General features: G+C 65.0%; 26 protein-coding genes. 7 read left to right on the forward strand and 19 right to left on the reverse strand.

Translation table 11 applies throughout. The features are described 5' to 3' along the window. Positions 1-46: 46 nt before the first annotated feature. Positions 47-211 (forward strand): Flp family type IVb pilin, encoded by a 165-nt coding sequence (locus AC066Y_RS06405; protein ID WP_342727636.1) that lies wholly within the window; start codon positions 47-49, stop codon positions 209-211. 279 nt (positions 212-490) lie between these two features. Here AC066Y_RS06405 and AC066Y_RS06410 read toward each other — a convergent pair whose 3' ends face one another. Further along, positions 491-2,092 (reverse strand): phytoene desaturase family protein, encoded by a 1,602-nt coding sequence (locus tag AC066Y_RS06410; protein WP_478273130.1) that lies wholly within the window; start codon positions 2,090-2,092, stop codon positions 491-493. A gap of 241 nt (positions 2,093-2,333) precedes the next feature. Here AC066Y_RS06410 and AC066Y_RS06415 point away from each other — a divergent pair, with 241 nt between their 5' ends. Beyond that, the gene (locus tag AC066Y_RS06415) at positions 2,334-4,598 is read left to right on the forward strand and encodes a spermidine synthase (protein ID WP_478273131.1); all 2,265 of its coding nucleotides are present in this window, start codon (positions 2,334-2,336) and stop codon (positions 4,596-4,598) included. A gap of 3 nt (positions 4,599-4,601) precedes the next feature. On the opposite strand, the gene AC066Y_RS06420 is transcribed toward AC066Y_RS06415, so the two are convergent. Beyond that, on the reverse strand, positions 4,602-5,183 hold the full coding sequence (locus tag AC066Y_RS06420) for a TetR/AcrR family transcriptional regulator (RefSeq protein ID WP_478273132.1): 582 nt from the start codon (positions 5,181-5,183) through the stop codon (positions 4,602-4,604). Positions 5,184-5,321: 138 nt separating this feature from the next. Here AC066Y_RS06420 and AC066Y_RS06425 point away from each other — a divergent pair, with 138 nt between their 5' ends. Continuing rightward, a complete protein-coding gene (locus AC066Y_RS06425) occupies positions 5,322-5,879 on the forward strand; it encodes a DUF308 domain-containing protein (RefSeq protein ID WP_478273133.1) in 558 nt (185 codons plus the stop codon). Positions 5,880-5,927: 48 nt separating this feature from the next. Here the strand turns inward: AC066Y_RS06425 and AC066Y_RS06430 are convergent, their stop codons facing one another. Beyond that, positions 5,928-6,773 carry an alpha/beta hydrolase gene (locus AC066Y_RS06430; protein WP_478273134.1) on the reverse strand — a complete coding sequence of 282 codons (846 nt, stop codon included), beginning with the start codon at positions 6,771-6,773 and terminating at the stop codon, positions 5,928-5,930. A gap of 257 nt (positions 6,774-7,030) precedes the next feature. Continuing rightward, entirely contained in the window at positions 7,031-7,819 is a 789-nt protein-coding gene (locus tag AC066Y_RS06435) for a L,D-transpeptidase (RefSeq protein WP_478273135.1), read from the reverse strand. A 302-nt stretch (positions 7,820-8,121) separates the two neighbouring features. Between AC066Y_RS06435 and AC066Y_RS06440 the strand changes: the two genes are divergently transcribed. Further along, positions 8,122-8,451 carry a hypothetical protein gene (locus AC066Y_RS06440; protein WP_478273136.1) on the forward strand — a complete coding sequence of 110 codons (330 nt, stop codon included), beginning with the start codon at positions 8,122-8,124 and terminating at the stop codon, positions 8,449-8,451. A 57-nt stretch (positions 8,452-8,508) separates the two neighbouring features. On the opposite strand, the gene AC066Y_RS06445 is transcribed toward AC066Y_RS06440, so the two are convergent. From AC066Y_RS06445 to AC066Y_RS06475, 7 genes are all read right to left on the reverse strand, one after another. Continuing rightward, positions 8,509-9,270: an ABC transporter permease gene (locus tag AC066Y_RS06445; protein ID WP_092115897.1), complete on the reverse strand. Its 762-nt coding sequence runs from the start codon at positions 9,268-9,270 to the stop codon at positions 8,509-8,511. Next, positions 9,267-10,190 (reverse strand): ABC transporter ATP-binding protein, encoded by a 924-nt coding sequence (locus AC066Y_RS06450; RefSeq protein ID WP_478273137.1) that lies wholly within the window; start codon positions 10,188-10,190, stop codon positions 9,267-9,269. The genes AC066Y_RS06445 and AC066Y_RS06450 overlap by 4 nt, the downstream gene beginning before the upstream one ends. Before the next feature lie 120 nt (positions 10,191-10,310). Then, on the reverse strand, positions 10,311-10,601 hold the full coding sequence (locus tag AC066Y_RS06455; protein WP_478273138.1) for a type II toxin-antitoxin system HicB family antitoxin: 291 nt from the start codon (positions 10,599-10,601) through the stop codon (positions 10,311-10,313). A gap of 7 nt (positions 10,602-10,608) precedes the next feature. Further along, the gene (locus tag AC066Y_RS06460) at positions 10,609-10,803 is read right to left on the reverse strand and encodes a type II toxin-antitoxin system HicA family toxin (RefSeq protein ID WP_478273139.1); all 195 of its coding nucleotides are present in this window, start codon (positions 10,801-10,803) and stop codon (positions 10,609-10,611) included. 77 nt (positions 10,804-10,880) lie between these two features. Continuing rightward, entirely contained in the window at positions 10,881-11,573 is a 693-nt protein-coding gene (locus AC066Y_RS06465; protein ID WP_478273140.1) for an OmpA family protein, read from the reverse strand. After that, entirely contained in the window at positions 11,570-11,983 is a 414-nt protein-coding gene (locus AC066Y_RS06470; RefSeq protein WP_229166772.1) for a hypothetical protein, read from the reverse strand. Before AC066Y_RS06470 ends, AC066Y_RS06465 begins: the two co-directional genes overlap by 4 nt. A gap of 89 nt (positions 11,984-12,072) precedes the next feature. Next, entirely contained in the window at positions 12,073-14,655 is a 2,583-nt protein-coding gene (locus AC066Y_RS06475; protein ID WP_478273141.1) for an ATP-dependent helicase, read from the reverse strand. A gap of 293 nt (positions 14,656-14,948) precedes the next feature. Here AC066Y_RS06475 and AC066Y_RS06480 point away from each other — a divergent pair, with 293 nt between their 5' ends. Continuing rightward, positions 14,949-15,122 carry a DUF1328 domain-containing protein gene (locus tag AC066Y_RS06480; protein ID WP_021077209.1) on the forward strand — a complete coding sequence of 58 codons (174 nt, stop codon included), beginning with the start codon at positions 14,949-14,951 and terminating at the stop codon, positions 15,120-15,122. A 28-nt stretch (positions 15,123-15,150) separates the two neighbouring features. Here the strand turns inward: AC066Y_RS06480 and AC066Y_RS06485 are convergent, their stop codons facing one another. Next, positions 15,151-15,639 (reverse strand): thioesterase family protein, encoded by a 489-nt coding sequence (locus tag AC066Y_RS06485; protein WP_478273380.1) that lies wholly within the window; start codon positions 15,637-15,639, stop codon positions 15,151-15,153. Positions 15,640-15,799: 160 nt separating this feature from the next. Here AC066Y_RS06485 and AC066Y_RS06490 point away from each other — a divergent pair, with 160 nt between their 5' ends. Both AC066Y_RS06490 and AC066Y_RS06495 read left to right on the forward strand, forming a co-directional pair. Beyond that, positions 15,800-17,224, forward strand: coding sequence for an FAD-binding oxidoreductase (locus AC066Y_RS06490; RefSeq protein WP_478273142.1), 1,425 nt, complete (start codon positions 15,800-15,802; stop codon positions 17,222-17,224). Positions 17,225-17,256: 32 nt separating this feature from the next. Then, positions 17,257-17,670: a hypothetical protein gene (locus AC066Y_RS06495; protein WP_478273143.1), complete on the forward strand. Its 414-nt coding sequence runs from the start codon at positions 17,257-17,259 to the stop codon at positions 17,668-17,670. 197 nt (positions 17,671-17,867) lie between these two features. Here AC066Y_RS06495 and AC066Y_RS06500 read toward each other — a convergent pair whose 3' ends face one another. From AC066Y_RS06500 to bufA2 (AC066Y_RS06530), 7 genes are all read right to left on the reverse strand, one after another. Next, positions 17,868-19,556 carry a SulP family inorganic anion transporter gene (locus AC066Y_RS06500; RefSeq protein ID WP_478273144.1) on the reverse strand — a complete coding sequence of 563 codons (1,689 nt, stop codon included), beginning with the start codon at positions 19,554-19,556 and terminating at the stop codon, positions 17,868-17,870. Between the two features lie 97 nt (positions 19,557-19,653). After that, positions 19,654-20,643 carry a hypothetical protein gene (locus AC066Y_RS06505; RefSeq protein ID WP_478273145.1) on the reverse strand — a complete coding sequence of 330 codons (990 nt, stop codon included), beginning with the start codon at positions 20,641-20,643 and terminating at the stop codon, positions 19,654-19,656. Beyond that, positions 20,640-21,416 (reverse strand): creatininase family protein, encoded by a 777-nt coding sequence (locus AC066Y_RS06510; protein WP_478273146.1) that lies wholly within the window; start codon positions 21,414-21,416, stop codon positions 20,640-20,642. The genes AC066Y_RS06505 and AC066Y_RS06510 overlap by 4 nt, the downstream gene beginning before the upstream one ends. 12 nt (positions 21,417-21,428) lie before the next feature. Next, positions 21,429-22,214: an HvfC/BufC family peptide modification chaperone gene (locus AC066Y_RS06515; RefSeq protein ID WP_478273147.1), complete on the reverse strand. Its 786-nt coding sequence runs from the start codon at positions 22,212-22,214 to the stop codon at positions 21,429-21,431. Beyond that, complete coding sequence (gene bufB / locus AC066Y_RS06520; protein WP_478273148.1) at positions 22,211-23,110, reverse strand: MNIO family bufferin maturase; 900 nt, start codon at positions 23,108-23,110, stop codon at positions 22,211-22,213. Before bufB ends, AC066Y_RS06515 begins: the two co-directional genes overlap by 4 nt. 101 nt (positions 23,111-23,211) lie before the next feature. Next, entirely contained in the window at positions 23,212-23,469 is a 258-nt protein-coding gene (bufA2, locus tag AC066Y_RS06525) for a BufA2 family periplasmic bufferin-type metallophore (protein ID WP_021077200.1), read from the reverse strand. 185 nt (positions 23,470-23,654) lie between these two features. Continuing rightward, the gene (gene bufA2, locus AC066Y_RS06530) at positions 23,655-23,918 is read right to left on the reverse strand and encodes a BufA2 family periplasmic bufferin-type metallophore (RefSeq protein ID WP_478273149.1); all 264 of its coding nucleotides are present in this window, start codon (positions 23,916-23,918) and stop codon (positions 23,655-23,657) included. Positions 23,919-24,133: the final 215 nt, after the last annotated feature.

Here is a 24,133-nt window from a genome sequence, read left to right on the forward strand (position 1 = left end):
GGAATACCCTTCGTTCCAAGGCATCACAACCCAGGGCAGGGCTGCAATGAAGACTCTTTTCGTTAGGTTCTTGAAGAATGAATCCGGTGCGACCGCCATCGAGTACGGACTGATTGCGACCGGCATCGCCATCGCCATCATCGCCGCGGTGAATGGCGTCGGCACGAACTTGAGCGGGACGTTCAACACGGTCGCCAGTTCGCTCAAGTAACTTCGCAGACGGCGTTCTCGAGCAAGCACCGGGCACAACGAGGCCCGGTGTTTTCTTTTTGACAGGTTGTCCACAGAGCCGCACGTACCCTGTCTACAAGGCGTCCAGCGCGTTGTTCCGGGGTTGTCGGCTTTCCGTTCCACAGGCCGTCCACCGGGATGCTCACCGATTGTCCCGCCAAGGCACACCACCTCTGACCACGGTCGACCCACAGCTTCTCAACAGGCCTGTCCACAGCTTGGCCAAGCCCTGACCGCGGCGCGCGATGCGCCCTCTGCTCTATGCGAACAGCGCGCGATGGTCGGCGAGGACGGCCCGCGCGGCGTTGTGGCCGGGGGCGCCGGTGACCCCGCCGCCGGGATGGGCGCCGGAACCGCAATGGTAGAGACCGCGCAGCGGTCCGCGGTAATCGGCATGGCCGAGCATGGGACGCGCCGAGAACAGCTGGTTCAGCGTCAGCGCGCCGTGGAAGATGTCGCCGCCGAGCAGGCCGAACTGCCGCTCGAGGTCGAGCGGCGACAGGATCTGGCGGCCGATCACACTGCCCGCGAAGCCGGGGGCGTAGTCATCGACGGTTGCGATCATGAGGTCGGCGACCTCTTCGCGATGGTCGTCCCATGATTTGCCATCGGGCAATTGCGGCGCGACGTGCTGGCAGAACAGGCTCGCGACATGCTGACCCGGCGGGCTCAAACTGTCGTCGAGCGTCGAGGGGATCAGCACCTCGACGACGGGCGCGCGGCTCCAGCCGAATTCGCGCGCATCGCGCCAGGCGCGATCCATGTAGCCGAGACCAGGCGCGATGATGATCCCCGCGGTGAGGTGATCGCCCGGGCCGGGCAGCGCGGTGAACGAGGGCAGGGTATCAAGCGCCACGTTCATCCTGAACGTCCCGGAGCCGTTCTGCCATCGCCCGATGCGCGTGCGGAATTCGGTTGCCAGCGCGCCCTCCGGCACCAGCCGCGTGTAGAGCAGCTTCGGGTTGACGTTGGAGACGACATATCTGGCGCGCACCGTCTCGCCATTGTCGAGGATGACGCCGGTAGCGCGATCCATCTCGACGATCACCTCGCGGACACCAGCATCGGTTTCGATCTCGACACCATGGCTGCGCGCGGCGCTTGCCATCGCCTGGGTGATCGCGCCCATGCCGCCGATCGCGTGGCCCCAGACACCCTTCTTGCCGTTCACTTCGCCGAACGCATGGTGCAGCATCACATAGGCCGAGCCGGCCGCGTAGGGGCTGGCATAGTTGCCGACGATGGCATCGAAGCCGAACAGCGCCTTGACGAGGTCGTTCTCGAAACGCTCGTCGAGCATCTCGCCGGCCGAGCGCGTGAACAGGTCGAGCAGATTGCGCTGCTGCTCGAGCGACAGCCGGCGCAGGATATTGGCGGCACCGAGCGCGTTGAAGGCCTCACCCATTGCGCCGAGGCCGAAGCCCTCGACGAGGTTCGGCGGCGCGCGCAGCACGAACTGGCGCAGCACGTCGGCGATGGCTTCGAGTTCCCCCGAGAACACGCCGATCGTTGCCGCATCCCGCTGGCTCAGTCTCTCGACCGACTGCTGGGTGCGGCCTTCGCCGGTCAGCAGATAACTGCCGTCGGGTGCGGGCAGGAAGTTCTGCGCGCGGCGTTCGACGACCTTGAGGCCGTGATCGGCAAGTTTCAGGTCGGAGATGATCTGCGGGTTGAGCAAGCTCACGGTGTAGGCGGCGACCGAATTGCGGAAGCCCGGACAAAACTCTTCGGTGACGGCGGCGCCGCCGACCACCTTGCGGCGCTCGACGACCCTGACCTTGAGCCCCGCCATCGCGAGATAGGCCGCGCAGGTGAGGCCGTTGTGCCCCGCACCGATGATGACGACGTCTGTTTCGTTCATGTCCGCTTCAACAAGGAGTGATTAGAGCATGATCCGGGAAAGTCGAAACCGGGTTATCCAACGATCGCGCTCTTAAATCCGGTAGATCCAACGTGCTGTGGCGCCGCAGCGCGGTGCCGTCAAGTCCGCGTGACCGCGATTTCTTGTTCGTGATACTGCCGTATGCTCAGTTCAAATCCTCCGGTGCGGTGCGCCGGACCGTCCGCCTCCGGCGCCCGCCGGGGTCCATGCCGGAGCTTTCATGACATCTGAGCCGTCCGCCTCGCGAAACCGGCTGGTGCTGGTTGTCTACACTGCCGCGATCTTCGTCAGCGCGCTGTTGCTGTTCTCGGTGCAGCCGCTGTTCACCAAGATGGTGCTGCCGCGGCTCGGCGGCTCGCCGGCGGTGTGGTCGGTGGCGATGGTGTTCTTCCAGTCGCTGCTGCTCGGCGGATATGCCTATGCGCATCTGCTGATGAAGCTGAACAGCCGCATCATTCCGATCGCGGTGCATCTCGTGCTGCTCGTCGTCGCGCTGCTGACATTGCCGCTCTCGATCAAAAGCGGCTGGGGCGAGCCGCCGACCTCGGGCTATGCGGTCTGGCTGCTCGGCCTGTTCGCGGTCTCGATCGGCCTGCCGTTCTTCGCGCTCGCCGCCAACAATCCGCTGCTGCAGGCCTGGTTCGTGCGCACCGGCCACCCCAACGGTCCCGACCCGTATTTTCTCTATGCGTCCTCGAACATCGGCAGCTTCCTGGCGCTGCTGTCATATCCGGTGCTGCTCGAGCCGATGTTCACGTTGCGCACCCAGAACCTGATCTGGACCGGCGGCTATGGCCTGCTGATCGTTCTGATCGCAAGCTGCGGCGTGCTGCTGTTGCGATCGCCGGCCTATGCCGCCGCGCTCGATATGCAAGCCGATGATGCCAATGCGCCGGCGCCGTCCTGGTCGCGGCGGGCGCGCTGGATCTTCCTGGCTGCCGTGCCGTCCGGCCTGCTGATCGCGGTGACCGCGCATATCTCGACCGACGTCGCGGCCGCTCCCTTGCTCTGGGTGCTGCCGCTGTCGCTGTATCTGTTGACCTGGGTGCTGGTGTTCCAGTCGCGGCCGCTGCTGCCGCACAAATGGATGCTGCTGGCGCAGCCGCTGGCGATTGCCGGCGTGGTTATTCTTCTCGCGGTCGGCGGCGAGCAGAACCTGCTGCTCACGCTCGGCGGCCATCAGCTCTGCTTCTTCATCATCGCGATGGCCTGCCATGGCGAGCTTGCGCGCACCCGCCCGGCGGCGAAATATCTCACCGGCTTCTATGTCGCGCTGTCGTTCGGCGGCATGGTCGGCGGCCTGTTCGCGGGGCTGATCGCGCCGTTCACCTTCTCGTGGATCGCCGAGTATCCGATCCTGCTGGCGCTCGCGGCGCTGTGCCGTCCGCCCGGCGGCGCGGAGCGCCTGCCGCGCTGGAGCGCCTGGTACTGGCCGTTCCTTGCGGTGCTGGCGGTGGCGCTGATCGCGCCGAGCTATTCGGCCGGCGACATCTTCAACTGGTTCGACGACCACCGGGTGTGGGTGATCGGCGCGGTCGGCGTGCTCTCGGCGCTGCTCGCGCTCGCACTGAATGCCAATCGCTGGAAGATCTTCGCCACCGTCGCGGTCGCGCTGGTGGTGCTGCGCGCCTATCCATCGGACGACGGCCGCGTCGAAACCGTGCGCAGCTTCTTCGGCGTGCACAAGATCGTGGTGACGCCGAACGGGCAATATCACGTGCTGATGCACGGCACCACGATCCACGGCGCCGAGAAGTTCAAGAACGACGACGGCACGCCGGTCACCGGAAAGCCGGAGCCGATCAGCTACTATCACAAGGATGGCGGCATCGGGCAGGCCATCACCGCAATGCGCGAGCGCAAGGGCGCGCCGCTGAAAGTGGCTGTCATCGGCCTCGGCTCGGGGACGCTGACCTGCGCCTCGGCCCCCGGCGAGGACTGGCGGTTCTTCGAGATCGACCAGTCGATGGTCGATACCGCGCGCGACCCGAAATACTTCACCTACATCCAGAGCTGCGAGCCGAACCTGAAGCCTGTGATCGGCGACGCGCGGCTGACCTTCGCCAGGGAGCCGGACGGCGTCTACGATCTCATCATCGTCGACGCCTATTCGTCGGACGCGATCCCGATCCATCTGGCGACCGAGGAGGCGATGGCGATCTACAAGGAGAAGCTGGCGCCGCAGGGCGCGGTCGTGATGCACGTCTCCAACCGGCATCTCGAACTTGCCAGCGTCGTGGTCGGCATCGCCGATGCCAACGACATGAAAAGCTGGGTCTACAGCGAGGATTCCGGGCGCGACAACGAATACATCTTCTCGACCTCGGTCGTGGTCTCCGCGCGCGAGGACGCCGATGTCGGCAAGCTCGCATCGTCGGATGTCTGGACCGAGACCGACGCCAACGAGAAGCAGCGGGTCTGGACCGACGACTATTCGAACGTGCTGGGCGCAGTCTACCGGCGCCTGCGCGACGGTGAGCAGTAGGCTCTAGCGGTCCAGCAGCTTCGCGATCTGGGAGCTGACGATCGCGGTGAACAGTTCGGGGGCGTTGAAAGCCCGCGCAGAAAGCATCGCTCCGTGAACCGACGCCATCAGCGTCTGGGCCTCATCTTCCGGCTGCTTGTCCAATCGGAACAGGCGCTGCTCTGCGCCAGCCTGCAGCACCGACGTAAGCCATCCCGCGAGATGATCGAAATGGGCGCGGACGCGCGATGCGACCTCGTCAGGCAACATCGGCATCTCGCCGGCAAGCATCGCGCAGACGCAGAACGGCAGCGAGGCGTCTTGAATGCATCCCTGCCAGAAGTTCACATAGGACTGCAGTTGGTCGGCAGGGTCGGCGGACTCCTCCCGAAGGGACCTCAGGCCCAGCTCCGTCTCCTGCCGGTAGCGATCGACCAGCGCCGAAACCAGTTCGGCCTTGGTCGGGAAGTGGTGGTGGATGCTCGCCTTCCTGATGCCGATCGCATCCGAGATGTCGGCATAGCTGAACCCGTTATAGCCGCCAGCCACGATGAGAGACTGCGCGACGTCGAGAATCCGCTCGGAGGTCGAAATCATTGAGCTCATAGCGGCGCCTACCTTCCGGTAGGTAAGTTGTCAAGGCGGGGCAGCGCGCCTGTTCGACACAACAACGTGTCCCGGCGCCCGATTGACCTGAGCTGTGTATCTACCTACTAGTAGATAGATAAACATAGGAGTCAATCAATGCAAAGCCGAGTTTCGGCTCAATCCAGCTGGCTGCAATCCTACTACTTCGGGCGCGCGATCTTCTCGAGCGCCTGGGTCGCCGCCGCCGTGCTTTTCAGCGGACAAGCGGGCCCTGCCGCGTTCCTGCTGGTGATCTACCCGGCATGGGACGCCATCGCCAATCTGGCTGACGGGCGGGTCAACGGCGGGCTGAAGGCCAACCCATCCCAGGTATTGAATGTCGTGGTCAGCACCGTCACGGCGCTCGCCGTGATCGTGGCGGTCAGCCGCGACACCTATGCCGTTCTGGCGGTGTTCGGGGTTTGGGCGATCCTCGCCGGAGTGCTGCAACTGTCCACCGGCGTCAGGCGCTGGCGTGACGTTGGCGCGCAATGGGCGATGATCCTAAGTGGTGCGCAGTCGGCACTGGCCGGCGGCTACATGATCAGCCGATCGATCGGCACCGTCGCGCCGACGATTCTGGACGTCGCTCCCTATGCGGGATTCGGCGCGTTCTATTTCCTGCTTTCGGCGATCTGGCTCGTTGCCAGGGCCCACCGCAGCGCGCGTGCGTAAGCACTGCCCGGCAGCATCGGAGAGCGCCAGCCAACGTCACCGCGAGGGCTATTTTTTCTCCGGTGCTGTTGTCGCGGAGGCGGGTGTCGAAGCGGCGAGCAGCGGCATCGTCGGCGTGGTCTCGCCGGCGTCCTCGTCGAGGAATTGCTCCACGCCCGCCTGGATCGACGATTTCGCGCTGTCGGGGCCGCGGTCGCTGAGGTCGTTGTGCTGGAATTCGGTTCTGACCACCTTGATGCCGAGTCTGGCGCAGGTCTCATCGTCAGGCACGACGCCCGGGTCGGCCTTGAACACCGGGTCCCTGGAGCGGAACGACAGGATCTTGATCTTGCGGTCGGTGATGAAGGGGACGCGCAGATTGTCCAGCGTCACGACCTTCTTGACCAGGTCGGGATGCTGCCTGGCGAAGAACATCGAGATGTCGCCGCCGTTGGAGTGGCCGATCAAGGTCAGCGCGCGATAGTTTGCGTTCGGATAGAGCTTCTTCAGCTCGTCGATCGCATACATGATGTTGAAGACGCCGCGATTATATTGCATGCGGCGGCCGACATATTCCTCGCCGACCTTGGTCACCATCGGCGCGTCGGTGTCCAGATCGTGCTGAATGCTGACCACGAGGTAGCCGCGTGACGCGAACACATTGGTGAGGAATGAGTACTCGGTGTTCCTGACGGTGTTGCCGTGGCTCAGGATCGCGACCGGCAGCTCGATCATCTCGGCCATCGCCTGCATTTCGCGGTCGCGCCGCACCGCGACCTCGACCGTGACGTCGCGATCGTCGCGCAGGACGTCGTGGAACGTCAGCGTCGTGTGACGGATGGCCCATTTGTCTGTCGTGAAATAGCCGGCCATCGCCACGATGCACAGGCAAAGGACAATGATGCCCCGTTTCATGTCGACCTCTGATATTGCCTACGCGACCCGCGCTTCTCGCCCTGGTTTCATGGGGCATTCCGCGTGAATCGGCCTCCAGGGGCCGGGCGGGCGCTCTTGCCGCCGAATATCGGGCTAATCTTACAATCAGATGACGGCGCGACGACGGGCCACGGCGCAGGGCGGCGCGGGCCTTTTGCGACGGTCACAAGCGGGTGAGGAGAGCGTGAACCGACGGCGCGCTCGCTGCGGCGCCGTCGGCGGATCAGGAGAGCTACTCAGTCCTGATAGTTGTTGCCGTAAAAGCTGCGCTGCTGCTGGTAGTACGGCCGCGGCTGATAGGTGCCCTGCGGCGCCGCCGCGTAGCCCTGGTTGCCGTAGTATTGCTGCTGGCCATAGGCCTGCGCGTCGTAGACGCGACGGCTTGACGGCGGCGCCGGGTAGCGCTGCGCGGTCGAGCTGCCGTCGGCCGGATAGATGTAGCCGTCGTCGGCGCGGGCCTGCGCCGGATATTCGCGCGGCTGCGGTGTCAGGACGACCGGGTCGCCGGCGGCGGCGGTGCCGTACTGCTCTTCCTGCGGCGCGCGGCGGGCGACGGCGGTGCCGTTGCGCCCGCGCGGATTGCGCGCCAGCGCGACCTGCGCCGAGCCGGTCAGCGTCACCGTGGTGTTGAGCACGCCTTCCTTCTGGACCAGGGCGTAGAGCGTCGATGCGTTGTCGCGCGACAGCCGCACGCAGCCATGCGAGGCCGGTGTGCCGAGGCGGTTCACCGAGTCGGTACCGTGGATCGCGTGTCCGATCTTGGTGAAGAAGATCGAGTGCGGCATCGGCGCGTCGTCGAATTCCTTGGAGTAGTGATCCTCTTCCATCCGGAAGGCGCGGAAGGTGCCGTTCGGCGTTTCGCGCGAGGGGATGCCGCTCGAGACCGGCCAGTGATAGCGCGCGACGCCGTCGACCGCGACGGTCATTTGCTGATTGTCCTTGTCGATGGTGATATCGACCTTGGCCTGGGCGGCGCCGGCGGTGAAAAGCATCACGGAAGTGAACGCAATGAGGAACGAACGCATTTTACCTTTGGCCTCCAGGCCTGACCACAAAGCCGCGGCTCTCCGTCCCCGCAACCAATATGCACGGAATCCGAACTTGGTTCCAGTCGCGGACCTGATGCATCGTTAATCCCGCGCGCGGCGCAAACAAGGCCGAAGCCGGGCTGGCCTGTCACGGCGGACTGACATTTTCGCGAGCAGGCTGCGACATCGGCCCCAACTGGCCGGGGCAATAGATCATGCTTTGGCGCAACCATCTGGCCGCATGGGCGTTTCACAATCCCGCCCAGTGACGCATTCGCGCCGCGCATCAAGGAATCCAGATGAACAACACCAAGGTTAAGATTGCGGACGTCGTCCCCGCCGGCCTCTCCGCGCGGCCCTTGCTTGCGGCCGCAGCCCTCGCTTTGGCGCTGGTCGCAGGCCCCCAAGCCGGCCATGCCCAGGGCATCGTCCGCGGCGCTCACGAGGGCGCCCATGAGGGGAACCGGATCGGCGGCCCAGTGGGCGGCGTGGTTGGCGGCGCCGTCGGCGCCGGTGTCGGTGGCGCCATGGGCGCGGTCAAGGGTGTGTTCGGCATCCCGGATCGCGGCTATCGCCGCGGCCACCGCTGCCGCGGCTATTACCGCCACGGCCACTTCCACTGCTACTGAGGCGGTGGCTGTCATTCCGGAGGCGCGCGAGCGCCCCGGAACGGTTGCCTTCGCGAGTCAGTTCTTCAGCCGGTAGCCGGTCCGGAAGATCCAGGCCACGATCACCATGCAGGCGATCAGGAAGCCCGCGGTCATGCCGAGGCTGAGCCCGACGCTGACATCGGCGATCTCGTAGAAGCTCCAGCGGAAGCCGGAGATCAGATAGACCACGGGATTGAGCAGCGTGATGGTGCGCCAGCCCGACGGCAGCATGTTCACGGAATAGAAGCTGCCGCCGAGGAAGGTCAGCGGCGTCACCACCAGCATCGGGATCATCTGCAGCTTCTCGAAGCCGTCGGCCCAGATGCCGATGATGAAGCCGAACAGGCTGAAGGTGACGGCGGTCAGCACCAGGAAGGTCAGCATCCACACCGGATGCTGGATATGCAGAGGTACGAAAAGTCCGGCGGTGGCCAGGATGATCAGGCCGAGGACGATCGACTTGGTGGCGGCGGCGCCGACATAACCGATGACGATCTCGAAATAGGAAATCGGCGCCGACAGGATCTCGTAGATCGTGCCGACGAATTTCGGGAAGTAGATGCCGAACGAGGCGTTCGAGATGCTCTGGGTCAGCACCGACAGCATCACGAGCCCCGGCACGATGAAGGTGCCGTAGCTGACGCCCTCGACCTCGGTGATGCGCGAGCCGATCGCGGCGCCGAACACCACGAAATACAGCGAGGTCGAGACCACGGGCGAGACGATGCTCTGCAGCAGCGTGCGCCAGGTGCGCGCCATTTCGAACAGGTAGATCGCCCGGATCGCGCGGTAGTTCATGGCGCCCTCACGAGGCTGACGAAGATGTCCTCCAGCGAGGATTGCTTGGTATCGAGATCGGAGATCCGAACGCCGGCATTGCGCAGATCGTTGAGCAGGCTGGTGATGCCGGTGCGATCGCCCTTGGTGTCGTAGTCGTAGGTCACCGCGTGGCCGTCGTCGGAGAGTTCGAGATTGTAGCTGGCGAGCGCCTGCGGAACGGCGTCGAGCTTGCTCTGCAGCTGCAGCGTCAGCTGCTTTTTGCCGAGCTTCTGCATCAAGGTCGCCTTGTCCTCGATCAGGATGATCTCGCCCTTGTTGATGACGCCGATGCGGTCGGCCATCTCCTCGGCTTCTTCGATGTAATGCGTGGTCAGGATGATGGTGACGCCGGCCGCCTGCAGCGTGCGGACCACTTCCCACATCCCCTTGCGCAATTCGACGTCGACGCCGGCGGTGGGCTCGTCGAGGAACAGGATCTGCGGCTCATGCGACAGCGCCTTGGCGATCATCACACGGCGCTTCATGCCGCCGGACAGCTCGATGATCTTGCTGTCCTTCTTGTCCCACAGCGACAGGTCTTTGAGCACCTTCTCGATATGGTCGGGATTCTTCGGCTTGCCGAACAGGCCGCGACTGAAGCTGACCGTCGCCCAGACCGACTCGAAGGCGTCGGTGTGCAGTTCCTGCGGAACCAGCCCGATCATCGACCGCGCCGCGCGATAATCGGCGATGATGTCGTGTCCGCCGATCGAAATGCGGCCCTCGCTCGGATTGGCGATGCCGCAGATGATGCTGATCAGCGTGGTCTTGCCGGCGCCGTTCGGCCCGAGCAGCGCGAAGATCTCGCCTTTGACGATATCGAGATTGATGCCCTTCAGCGCCTTGAAGCCGGAGCCATAGGTCTTTGACAGATTGGATACGGAGATGATCGGCGACATGGAGGATCGGATGCGTGAGGGGAGGGCGCGCGCGGATTGGGGCCCGGGCTGGGCGTGATGCGGGTTCAGCCCAGATAGGGACGCACATTCCATTCTGCAATCACCCGCCGGGGCAGAAATTTATTCCGCGGCGTGCGCTCTGACGGGCAGTTCGACCAATGCGACCATGTAGGACTTCAGGTCGTCGGCGACCTCCGGGTCGGCCTTCAGTTCGGTCAATGTCCTGGGACGAGGCAATTGATGTCCGTCGTGCCTCAAGCCTTCGGCGTAAAGCTCCAGCGCCTCGGGAGCATTGCGCAGCGCCTCGTCGATATCATCCCCAGCCGACGTGCAGCCGGGCAGATCCGGAAACCAGACGCCCACGGCGTAATCCGGTCCGGCATCCTCAATGATGGCGATGTAGTGGGTCAAGTGCGCCTCAATCGGGTTTCCAGCCCGCTCCCTTATAGATGGCACGCACCAAGCCTTTTCCCAAGTCCTTCTTTGGGTGCGGAACGACCAGCGTTTCCCCGGAGGCGGGGTTCTTGAATACGTGATGGGAGCCGGCAACCCGTATAAGGCTCCATCCCTCACGCTCCAGGCGTCGGATAATGTCGCGGCTGTTGGTCAACATGGGACGAGTTCCGAGAACCAAGGGCCGGACAGTCTGGCCCGGGTCGAGCCGCGTTAAGTGAGCAGGCTCATGATTCCTTAATGCCGCTTCGCCGGTTTCGCCGGCTTCTTGGCGGCTGCCGCCGGGGCGGGGTGCGCGGGCGGCGCGATATCGGCGACCTTGGCGACCAGCATGATCTGCACCTGGTTGTTGACCGGCGCGTTGGGGCGGGCGGGGTCGAGCAATTGCTCTTCGCCGAGCCCGACCGACTGCAGGCGCTTCGCCGTGATCTTGAAGGTGTTGACCAGGATGTCGCGGATCGCGTCGGCGCGCCGCTGGCTCAGCAGCACGTTGTTCTCGCGCCGTCCGGTCGATTCGATGTGACCGACGATCAGGAACGTGTACGGCAGCAGCGAGGCGTGCGTCAGCGCATCGGCGATGCGCCCGACGGACTGGTACGAGTCGGGCAGCACGATCGGCGTGTCGACGTCGAACTGGATATCGGCATTGAATGTCGGCAGGTTGGTCAGGTCGGGGGCGATCGGCGGGCGCTTTTGCGGCGGCGGCTCGTTCTTCGATCGCGACCGCGATCGTTCGAGCACCTGCTGGCGCAATGCGGCGACGTCGATCGTTGCGTCCGTCTCGTAGTGATTGAGCTTGGCGATGACGTCGTCGCGCGTGATGGCGGTCTGCGCCTGTGCAGGGGCAAACGGCATCGCCAGCAAGACCAGCGTTCCGAGCACGGCCAAAAGGTCAAGTTCGCGCAAGCCTCGCGTCTTCAGGCGCATCATTGATACCCCGCGTCATTGATCGCCTGGGCGCAATTGCGGCTGAGGCCTTTGGCACCGACGAGGCAGGGCACCGATTTGCTGGTCTCCTTGGTCGAGCCGCCGCAGACCTTGACGATCTCGCGGGTGCATACGTTGGCAACGGTCACGCGCGCCGCGATCCGCTTCTGGATCGCATCGAGGGTGGAGAAGTAGCTCTCCTTGCACTGCGGCGAGATCACGTCGCGGTTGCGCGACAGGCACTCCTTGAGGCGGTTGGAGTCGAGATTGACGCCGCGGCAATTGGCGGTGATGTCGGCGCCGCAGGCCTTGGCGAGCTGCGCTGCGGAATCGCCAAAGCTGATCGTCTCCGCGACCGCCAGCGACGGCGCAGTGAGCGCGATGACAAAAAGGAAAAACCCACCCCGGACCATGGGGCCATCTCAACCCGTGAAATCAGTGATGGTCAAGGGCTACGAACAGAGAAGGCCGCCAAGGAAGGTCGCCAAGGAAGGCCGCTATCTCACGCCCGTTCCACAAAGCTGTCGACCACCTTCTTCTCGCCGGCCTTTTCGAAGGCGATGGTCAGCTTGTTGCCGTCGACTTTCACCACATGGCCGTAGCCGAATTTCTGGTGAAACACCCGGTCGTCAAGCGAAAATTCCGACGTCGTGCCCGTGGACTTCGCCACCAGCTCGCCCTCGATCACCATGGGGCCGCGCTTGGTGCGGCTGAAGCTGTCGGAGGAAAAGGACGACTGCCGCTCCTCGAAGCCGCCGCCGCTGCGTCCCCCGCCGCCGCGATTGCGGTTGGCCTGGGCGCGCTGCCAGCCTGGGGTCGAATAGCTCGAGCCGAATGATTCGAGGTTGTCGAAGCGCGAGGCGCCGTAGCCGCCGCTGCCGCCCCAGCCCGATCCGCCCTTGGATTCGGTGATCTCGACATTGTGCGCCGGCAGCTCGTCGAGGAAGCGCGACGGGATCGTGGTCGACCAGGTGCCATGGATGCGGCGGTTGGTCGCGAAATAGATTTTGGCGCGGCGGCGGGCGCGGGTCAGCCCGACATGGGCGAGGCGGCGCTCCTCCTCGAGCCCGGCGCGGCCCTGTTCGTCCAGCGTGCGCTGGCTCGGGAATAGGCCTTCCTCCCAGCCCGGCAGGAACACGTTATCGAATTCGAGGCCCTTGGCCGAATGCAGCGTCATCAGCGACACGGCCTCGTCGCCGGCCTCGCCGTCGCGGTCCATCACCAGCGAAATATGTTCGAGAAACCCTTGCAGGTTCTCGAATTCCTCCATCGAACGCACCAGCTCCTTGAGGTTGTCCAGCCGGCCCGCGGCGTCCGCCGAGCGGTCCTTCTGCCACATCTCGGTATAGCCGCTCTCGTCGAGCACGATCTCGGCGAGCTCGGTATGCGAGGTGACCTCGCGCTGGGCGCGCCAGCGGTCGAACTGCATCACGAGATCGCGCAGCGACCCGCGCGCCTTCGGCTTCAGCTCGTCGGTCTCGACCACGGCGCGCGCCGCCTCGAACAGCGGAATGCGGCGCTTGCGGGCATGGTCGTGCAGCAGCTGCACGGTGGCATCGCCGAGCCCCCGTTTCGGCACGTTGACGATGCGCTCGAAGGCGAGATCGTCGGCCGGCGAATTGATGGTGCGCAAGTACGCCAGCGCATCGCGGATTTCGGCGCGCTCATAGAATCTGGGGCCGCCGATCACGCGGTAGGGCAGGCCGAGCGTGACGAAGCGGTCTTCGAACTCGCGCATCTGGAATGAGGCACGGACCAAAATTGCGACGTCGTTGAGGTTTTCGCCTGAGCGCTGCAGCTCCTCGAGCTCCTCGCCGATCGCGCGCGCCTCCTCTTCCGAATCCCAGGAGCCGGTGACGGTGACCTTCTCGCCGTCGACATCCTCGGTGCGCAGCGTTTTGCCGAGCCGGCCCTCATTGTGTGCGATCAGATGCGAGGCCGCGGCCAGGATGTGGCCGGTGGAGCGGTAGTTGCGCTCGAGGCGGATCACCTTGGCGCCGGGGAAATCGTGGTCGAAGCGCAGGATGTTGTCGACCTCGGCGCCGCGCCAGCCATAGATCGACTGGTCGTCGTCGCCGACGCAGCAGATGTTTTTCAGTGGCGCCGCATTCTCCGTCATTCCGGGATGCGCTGAAAGCGCAGACTCGGAATCTCGAGATGCGTCCTCATGACCTCTGGATTCCGGGTTCGACTCTTCGATGCGCCCCGGAATGACGGGAGAGGTGATCTCTCCCGGAATGACATCAGCGAGTGATCGCCCCGGCCGCGACGGCGCCTGCGACAACAGCCGCAGCCACAGATACTGCGCGACGTTGGTGTCTTGGTATTCGTCGACCAGGATGAACTTGAAGCGGTTCTGATACTGCCGCAGCACGTCCGGATTCTCGCGGAACAGCCTGATGTTCTCGAGCAGGAGGTCGCCGAAATCGGCCGCGTTGAGGATCTTCAGCCGCTCCTGATAGGTCGCGTAGATCTTGCCGCCCTTGCCGTTGCCGAACGAGGCGGCCTCGCCCGCGGGCACCTGCGACGGCGACAGCCCGCGATTCTTCCAGCTGTCGATCAGCCCGGCCAGCATCCGCGCCGGCCAGCGCTTGTCGTCGATGTTCTCGGCCTGCAGCAACTGCTTCAACAGCCGCACCTGGTCGTCGACGTCGAGCACCGTGAAGTTGGATTTGAGCTGCACCAGCTCGGCATGGATGCGCAGGATGCGGCCGCCGATCGAGTGGAAGGTGCCGAGCCACGGCATGCCCTCGACCGCCTGGCCGAGCATCTGGCCGAGCCGCAGCTTCATCTCGCGCGCTGCCTTGTTGGTGAAGGTCACCGACAGGATCTCTTGCGGCCGCGCGCGGCCCTGGCTCAGGATATGCGCGATGCGCGTGGTCAGCACGCGCGTCTTGCCGGTGCCGGCGCCGGCCAGCACCAGCACGGGACCGTCGAGCGTCTCGACCGCCTCGCGCTGCTCCGGATTGAGGCCGTTGAGATATTGCGGAACGCCCGCCGCCGCCCGCGCACGCGCGGCGATGCCGCCAGCCACCGGCTGGTGCTCGGGAACGCCGTGATGGGGCAGTTTGCTCGGCTCGGTCATTGGCGAATCGTCTCGGCCCCACGATGGCACCGTGGGACGGTGAAGGGGAGCCTTCTTAACAGGGATTGAAGGCCATATAGGGCCTGATCGGCCGTTTTGACAGGTTTTATCGGGGCCGCTTGGAACGGTTTTGGCAGCAGTGCACAATCGGCCTGGTTCCTGAAATCGGCGAAAATTTCCCGGTTTCGCGGTCAGGAACCAGCGTTTCCGCGCAGGATTGTTTCAACAGATGCGGCGCCGGCTAAACGCCCGCGTCAGGAATCGAACAAGGAAACGAAGCGAGAGGTTTGATCATGTTGAGCTGGGTCGTCACATTCTTGGTCATCGCCCTGATCGCGGGCATTCTGGGCTTCGGCGGCATCGCCGGCGCCTCGATCGAAATCGCCAAGGCGATCTTCTTCATCGCCATCATCCTGTTCCTGGTGTCGGCGGTGGTCGGATTGGCGCGCGGCCGCACGAGGGTATAGCGGAAGGCTGGGTCTAGCGAAGGGCTGGTTATTTCTTCGAGGGCATCGCCACGTTGCGGCCGATGCCCTCGGGACGCGGCACACCCGCATAGCTATCCACGATCTTCTGAATGCGGGTGCGGATGTCAGGTGGAAACGGCGCCACCTTGCGCGCCTCCATGTCGATATGCAGCGTGAGATTTTCCGAGGTCGCGGAAAGCCAGCCCTCGGTGGCGTGGCGCAGCTCCTCGAACGTGTGCAGCCGCTTCTCGTCGGCGCCGAGCAGGAAGACCTGGACCTGCACGGGATCGCCGAGATGAATTTCCCGCAAGTATCGGACGTGGCACTCGGCGGTGAAGGTCGAGCAGTGCCGCTCCTTCATGTAGGCCGGCCCGATGCCGAGCTGCAGCCACATCTCGTCGATGGCGCGGTCGAACATCACATTGTAGTAGGCCATGTTGAGATGGCCGTTATAGTCGATCCATTGCGGCTCGATCTGCATCACGGAAGATTTGAACGGGGCGGCCGGTAGTGGCATCTCGCTCGTGGCAGTCGCTGAAGTCATTCTCTATCCTCGGTTCGTTGGCGTTCGAGCATGAACTTTTCTGTGACTCCGGCGTCCACTTTTTCAAGTCAGGCTCTCTTGACCCCTTATACAAGCTTTGCCACGGTCGGCTAAAGCCGGGAGGAAATTCGACGTGGCGACAACGATTTCGAGCAATCTGACGCGACCTGAGCCGCAGGCCCTGAAGCGCGCGATCGACGCGCTGGCGGCCCGGTTCGGCAACCGGCTCGTGACGTCTTTAGCCGTGCGCGAGCAGCACGCCCATACCACCACATGGCTGCCGACCCAGCCGCCCGACGCGGTGGTGATGGCGCAGGAAACCGCCGACATCCAGGACGTGGTGCGGATCTGCGCCGCCAATCGCGTGCCTGTCATCGCCTTCGGTACCGGAACCTCGCTCGAGGGCCAGGTCAACGCGCCGGCGGGCGGCGTCTGCATCGACCTGCGCGACATGAACAAGGTGCTCGAGGTGCATGCCGAGGACCTCGACTGCGTGATCCAGCCCGGTGTGACGCGGAAGGCGCTGAACGAGCATCTGCGCGACCAGGGCCTGTTCTTCCCGATCGATCCCGGCGCCGATGCCTCGCTCGGCGGCATGACCTCGACCCGCGCCTCCGGCACCAACGCGGTGCGCTACGGCACCATCCGCGAGAACGTGCTGGCGCTGAAGGTGGTGCGCGGCGACGGCGAGATCATCACGACCGGCACGCGGGCCAAGAAGTCGTCGGCCGGTTACGACCTGACGCATCTGTTCATCGGCGCCGAGGGTACGCTCGGCATCATCTCCGAACTGACCATCCGCCTCCGCGGTATCCCCGACACGATCGCGGCCGCCGCCTGCTCGTTCGAGACGGTGCGTGGCGCCTGCCAAGCCACGATCCTCGCGATCCAGACCGGGATTCCGGTTGCGCGGATCGAGCTGCTCAATGCCGAGCAGGTGAAGGCCTGCAACAACTATTCGAAGCTGTCGCTGCCGGAAACGCCGCTGCTGCTGCTGGAATTCCACGGCAGCGAGGTCGAGGTCGCCGAGCAGTCGAAGAATTTCCGCGACATCGCCGCCGAGTGCGGCGGCGGTGACTTCACCTGGACCACCAAGCCGGAGGACCGCACCAAACTGTGGCAGGCCCGGCATGACGCCTACTGGTCCGTCAAGGCGCTGCGCCCCGGCGACAGCATCGGCGTTGTCGCAACCGACGTCTGCGTGCCGATCTCGCGGCTTGCCGATTGCGTCACCGAGACCGAGGACGATCTGAAGCGGCTCAATCTGCTGTCGCCGATCGTCGGCCATGTCGGCGACGGCAATTTCCACTGCTCGCTGGTCTGCGACGTTGACAACAAGGAGGAGATGGCGCGCGGCGAGGAGTTCATGCATCGGCTCGTCGAACGGGCGCAGGCGATGGGCGGCACCTGCACCGGTGAGCACGGCATCGGCCAGGGCAAGCAGAAATATCTGAAGGCCGAGCTCGGCCCGGAGGCGCTCGACGCGATGCGGGCGCTGAAGCAGGCGCTCGATCCGCAGAACATTTTCAATCCCGGCAAGATCGTTCCTGCGGCTTAACCGATCGGATATTCCGGCCACAGGACGTTGCGATGTCGTGGTTCAGCAAGGCTGAGCGGAAGGATATCTGGGACGATCCCGTGGCGCAGCCGCTCGGCGACATCGAGGCTGCGCAGCGGATCCGTGCGATCTGCCGCGATGCGGCCGGCTGCGCCGAGGCGGTCTCTTCGCCCGACAAGCGCTCACCGAGCAAGCAGCAGATCGAGCGCGATCGCTACGAGCGCGCCGCCAAGGTCGCGATGGAGACCGCGATGAAGATCTCCGACGAGCTGGTGCGGGATTCCGCGGTGCGCGAGATCGTCGACCTCTGCATGAAGGCCAACAACATCAAGACGGGCCGGGCGCTGTTCCGCGCCATCAACGCGGGCTCGATCAAGGCCGAGGTGCTGAAGGAGCATCCGACGCTGGAGGGTGAACAGGTTTGGGTTGGAGGGAAGTCCCCGTAGCCCGGATGGAGCGAAGCGAAATTCGGGACGGTTCTTCAACGTGCGAGAGAATCCCGGATTGCGCTTCGCTCCATCCGGGCTACGCGGCTCCTGATCCCATCGATCTCTGGTTCTGACTCTGTAGCCCGCATGAGCGAAGCGATATGCGGGAGCGGCTTCCCGGGTATCGCTGCGCTCACCCGGGCTACGGACCAAATCTACGTCGGTCCGCCCAGCGTGCGGACCGCTTCATCGACGCTGTGGAAGACGTGGTCCCTCTGCAGCACGCCGTAGAGATCGAAGCGCTCGAACGCCTCCTGCGCGCGGGTGGATTCGAGCCGCGCCACCGCCACCGTCATGCCGTCATCGCGGCATTCGCGAAACAGGTCGCGCAGCGCCTGTGCCGCCGTGAAGTCGATCTCGACCATGCCGCTGGCCTCGATCACCAGCAGTCGCGGCTTGGGTGTCGCTCTGCCGATGGCCTTGAGCACGCCGCTTTGGAATCCTTCCGCGTTGAGGAACGACAACGGCGCCTGCAGGCCGACCACGGCAATGCCGGGCTTGCGCTCGCCGGTGACGTGCGGCCCCGTCGGCCACCAGATCGTGGTGCCGGGCACATGGACGAATTCCACCAGCTGGCCGCGCGTCGTGGTCCAGATGCCGTGCAGCAGCGACAGCGCGATGCCGACCGCGACGCCTTGCTCGATCGGCAGCACGATAATCGCGGCTGCCGTCGCCACCACCAGCAGAAATTCATAGAACGACTGGCGGAAGATCGCGACGATCTGCTTGACGCGAATGATGCGCAGCGCCACGAACAGCAGGACGCCGCCGAGCGCCGCGTCAGGCACGTGCCGCAGCAGCGTCGCACCGAACGCCAGCAGCGCGAGCACGATGGCGGCGGCGAACAGGCCGGCGAGCTGCGTGCGGCCGCCGGTCTCCGAGACGATGCCGGTGCGCGGCGGGCTGGCGTTGACGGGGAAGGCGCCGAACAGGCCGGCGAGCAGGCTGCCGGCGCCGGCGCCGAGGAAGTCGCGGTCGACGTCGGCCGGCTTGTCCGGATCGGATAGAAACGAGCGCGTCGTCGCCGCGGTCTGCACCATGACGACGATGGCGATCAGGATCGCCAGCGACAACAATTTGATCCATCGCTCCGGCGCGATGTCCGGAAGCGATGGCGTCGGCAGCGACCCGGGCACGGTGCCGACCACCTTGACGCCCTTGCTTTCGAGATGGCCGGCGATCACAGCGATGGTGGCCACGACAAGGCCGATCAGTGCGCCCGGAATCCGCGCGCTGATCTTCTCCGATCCGGCAACCAGCGCCAGCACGCCGAGGCCGATCGCCAGCGTGTAAAAATTGGTCTGGCCGATCTTCTCGGCGAGGACCCCGAGCTTGTAGAGCGTCGGCCCGTCCGGCGTGGTCAGGCCGAGCACGCCCGGCAATTGCGAGACCAGGATGTGGACGGAAATGCCGGCGAGGAAGCCGACCGTTACCGGCGTCGACAGCAGATTGGCGATCCAGCCGAGCTTGAACAGGCCGCCGGCGATCATGATCGCGCCGACCATCAGCGCCAGCGCCATCGCCAGCGACTGATAGTCGGGTGTACCGGCGGTCGCCATCAGCGCCAGGCCGGCCGCGAAGATCGGCGTGATCGTGGAGTCGGCGCCGCAGGACAGGAAGCGGTTGGCGCCGAACATCGCAAAGCCGAGCGAGCCGGCCATGAAGGCGAAGAAGCCGATCTGCGGCGAGAAGCCGCCGAGCCGCGCGGTGGCCATCTGCTCGGGGATCGCGATCGCGGCGAGCGTCAGCCCGGCGATCAAGTCGCCCGGCAAGTCGCCTGGCCGGAACGCGCTGAGCGAACGGAGGATCGGCCAGCTGGCGCCTGTCTGATGAACGTCGGCCATCGGTCTCCCGTGAGGATTGCGGCGATTCGCCAATAGTCCGACATCGCGCCGGCAAAATCCAGCGCAGTTGGGCTGTGTGCAGCCGCAAGGCGGTTCGCTATCCCGCGCGCGCCTCGGTGATTGCCTTGCGGATATCGGCCAGCGGCGCGCTGTCGTCGAATTCGACGCTCTCGCCCTGCAGCCTGACGCCGAGATCGCGCCACAGCGCGGCGAGATCGGGCGTCACGGGCTTCGATCCCCATTCGCCGTGCAGCCGCGTCAGCACGTCGACGCCGACGGCCTTGTCGGCGGTCGAGAGCACGCGCGCGATCGGCCAGTCCTTCTCATGGTTGCCGCCGGCGGCGAGCACGCCGCGCATGGCATCCTGCAGGCCGAATTTGTTGCCGGTGCGCTTGCGGATTTCGACATCGGCAAACAGGCAGAACATGGCGCCGCCCCAGTATTTCCGGCCCCAGGTGTCGGTATTGTCGAGACCCTCATCGCCGGCCTGCGGCAGGCCCTTGGGCATGTCGCGCAGCATCGCCAGCCAGATCTCCCGCGCGGTGAGGTCGCCGGCCTGCACCCGCGCGACCGGCTCGACATAAACCGCGAGCCCCTCCGACAGCCAGGCGTAGCGGTCGTCGAGATCGGGCAGGGCGGTGTGCACCATCTCGTGCACGATCACCCAATCGCGCTTGAGATCGTCCACGCCCGCGTCGCGGCCGATCGGCAGCCGGATCGCGGCGCCGCGATAGCCCCATGTGGTGCCGCCGCGCACACGCGAACCGTCGACCGGCACGATCAAGAGCCGCAACGAGCTGACGGGAAACCGGCCGTAATAGATCGAGACCGCGCGGGCGGACGCCTTGATCCAGTCGAATATTTTCTCCTTCGGCAGCGCCATCTCGCCCGGTGCGAACCCGACATGGATGGTGGCGCCGGCGACCTCGAGGTCGGTCTTGGGCAGTCGGTCGAAGGCGTCGTAGGGCATGCCCTCGCCGCGCATGAACTCGGACTGCGCCTCGACGTGACACGACGCGATGCCGATGAGGATTGCCACGACCAGCATCGCGCCAGCGATCACGCGATATGTCGGGATGCTCTTCATCGCGGCGTGCCGCGCCGCTGTGGCTTGGCGTTCTCGCCAAGGGCCGCAGTCACCTGATCGCCGAGATCGTCGAGAATCGCCGCGAGCAGTGCCTCGCCCTTGGCTGATGTCGCGAGCGTCGGATCGCCGTAACTGCCGGAGCGGCTGTAGTTCGGCGAAGTGCTGTCCGACGGCGTCAGGCGGCCGGGCGCCTCGTGCCGCAGGACGGGGCTCGGTTCGGCGCGTGCCGGATCGACCACGTCCGGTGCCAGCGCCAGCATCAGGGATGTCTCCAGCTCGTCGGCATGGCTGCCATGGCGTTGCTCGGAGATCTGCTCGGCGGTGCGGCGGAAGCGCGGGCCCTGGTAGAGCCGCAGATGCCTCACCCGGGCCGGCTCGAAGCCCGCCAGCGCGCGCTCGACCGGAGCCAGCGTGCTGATCCCCGTGTTGAGCACGAACAATCTGCTGACGCCGCCGTCGAGGATGCCGGCGGCGATCTCATGCACCATGGCTTCGAACGTCGCTGCCGACAGGCTGGCGCTGCCGGCATATGCGACGAAAGCGGGGTAGTGACCGTAGGTGACGGTCGGCCAGATCAGCGCATCGAAGCGTTCGGCGAGATGCGCTGCAAACCATTCGGCCTGCAGGCGGTCGGTGTTGAGCGGCAAATGGAAGCCGTGTTGCTTGGCGGCGGCGCCGATCGGCAGGATCGCCGGCCGCTCAGCCGCAATTCGCCGCGCGACCTCGTCCCAGGTGAGGCGTTCGATGAAATGGCTGACGATGTCGGCGCCCATGCCGCGGGCCCTCTATTTGCGGATGGAAGCCGCCATCAGAAGTCCCGCCGTGATCCAGCCATGCAGATAGCCGGCGCCGCGCGCTGCGGCATTGTCGGGATCGTCGTAGGTCGCGAGCATCTCGCAGAGCACGCCGAACGGAACGCCGTCAGAGGCTTCATCCCACATCATCGCTTCCTCCGTCGGCAGCTCGCGGAACATCGGCGTGGTGTCCTGGCGCCAGATCAGCAGGCGGGCGGGTTCGGCGAGCGTCTCCGCCTCGGGCGGCGTCTCGTCGTTCTTCAGTGCCATCCAGACCGCTGCGGCATTGGTCGACAGGTCGACCCTCGCAGCGCTCGGATGCGGCTCGAACACGAGATCGTTCCAGACTTCGGGCGCGAAACCGGCCATCGCCTCCAGCGCCAGCACGGCGCCTTCACTCGCGTCGAAGGCGTCGTTCAATGCCTTCTCCAGTGCGGCGAGGTCGGCGAGCACGGGATGGTTGCTGTAGGGGGCGGCGGCCTTCAGGAAATCCGGCAATCCCTGCGAGAACCAGCGCAGGTTCGGATGCTCGGACGGCCGTGCCTTGACGTAGGCGTGGCCCATCTCGTCGAACATCTCGTCGCCGAGATAATGGTGCAGCAGCTCGTGGTCGTTACGCATCGCCTCGACCAGCCGCGAGCCGTAGGCATGGCGATAGACGCCGAACAGCGTCGCGCGCGTCTCCCTGGGGCTGTCGAGGATTTCGGTCAGGATGCCGTCGCCGCCGCTGAGGATGGCGTGCTGGAAGTCGCTCTGCTGGCGCGCGAAGTCGCTCATGCCGCCGGCGCGCCCACAGGCAGCACCTGCTCGGCGATCTCGCGGGTGCGCTCGACCTCGCGCAGCAATTCGTCGAGCGGCGGGATGTTGTCGTCGCGCTCGATCATGGTCGAGACCCGTCCGAACCGCTTCAAGGCCGCGACATAGAGGTCCCAGACATCCTCGCACACCGGATGGTCGTGCGTGTCGATGATGTGCGTGCCCATATGGCTGTGGCCCGCCATGTGGAATTGCACCACGCGATCGGGCGGAATGCCGTTGAGAAAGGCCATCGGATCGTAGCCGTGGTTGAAGGCGCTGACATAGACATTGTTGATGTCGAACAGCAGCCAGCAGCCGGAGCGGCGCGACAGCTCGGAGAGGAATTCCCACTCCGTCATCTCTGAATTGTTGAACTGCACATAGGTCGAGACATTCTCGAGCACGATGGCGCGGCCGAGGAAATCCTGCACCAGCTGCACGCGGCTCACGACGTGATCGAGCGCCTCCTGCGTGTAGGGGATCGGCAGCAGATCGTGCAGGTTCTTGCCGTGCACGCCGGTCCAGCACAGATGGTCCGACACCCATTTCGGCTGCACGCGCGTTGCGAGGTCCTTCAGGCCTTGCAGATAGTCGAAGTTCGGCGGCGCGGTGGAGGCGATCGACAGCGAGACGCCGTGCATCACCACGGGATAGCGCGCGCAGATCCGGTCGAGGATGCGCAGCGGCTGGCCACCCGGCAGCATGTAGTTCTCGCTGATCACCTCGAACCAGTCGATCGGCGGATTTCCGTTCAGGATCTCGTCGTAGTGTTGGGCACGCAGGCCGAGGCCGAAGCCGAGGAACGGCGGCTTGGCCGATTGCAGCGGGCGCTCTGCGAGCACCGACTTGTCCGGTGATCGGCTCGCAACGTTCATGGCGGCTCCGCGCTTCTGGCGCCAGGATCGCGGCGCCCAACTTCAAAACTATCATGGAAACGAGGCCCGGCCTACACCGGGCCCCGCTTGGTCCGATCCGTTCACCCGGCCTTGAACTTGCCCTTCGCCGCGGTGCAGTCGGCCTTCGTCATCTCCGCAAAGCCCTGGCCCTTGCAGGCATTCTGACCTTTGCAGGCGTGATTGCCGCCCTTGCAGGCGCTCTGGCCCTTGCAGGCATTGGCGCCAACGCATTTGCCTTCGCTCGCAGCGTAGGACTGCGTCGACACCACGGCTCCGGCCAGGAAAAGCGTGGCGGCGGCGGCGGCGAGTGTGGCACCGGACTTGGTTGTAAGCTTCATGAGCGTCTCCTTGTGCAAGATCGTTGAAGGTGCGCTGCCCGCAAGCCGCGTGAGTTGGCCGAAGGCTGCACCCAAAGATAGCTACGGATATGGTCCCGCTTTGGTTACTCATGCCGGGATCATTTATCCGCGCCGTGGCGTGAGAAGGCCCGGCGCCGTCGCCGGGCCTTCCTGGGACGATGCGATCAGCCCTTGACGAACTTGCCGCCCATCGCGCTGCACTGCTTTTCCGAGCTCAGCGAGAAGCCGGTGCCCTTGCAGGCGTTCAGGCCCTTGCACGAGTTCGCGCCGCCCTTGCAGGCGCTCTGACCCTTGCAGGCATTGCCGGCCATGCACTTGCCCGTGGCGGCATTCGCGGACGTCGAGGTGGTCGAAACCACGGAGCCGGCGAGGAACAGGGTGGCCGCAGCGACGGCGAGCGTTGCGCCGGACTTCGAACTCATCTTCATGACGATCTCCTCGGTGATTGCTTGAAAGAAAAAAACATGGCGCCGTGAGCATCCGACGATCGTTCGATGGCGGACCGCACAACGGATGGACATTCGGAGAACAATCAGATCGCAGGGGCGTCCGCGGCGCGGTGCTTCCCGCGATTTGAGTGCTCGTCCAAGATCAGCTACGGGGTATCAGGCGATTTGGTTACAGCGTTTCAAAAGAAAATTTT

This window comes from Bradyrhizobium sp. USDA3010 (assembly GCF_056429065.1).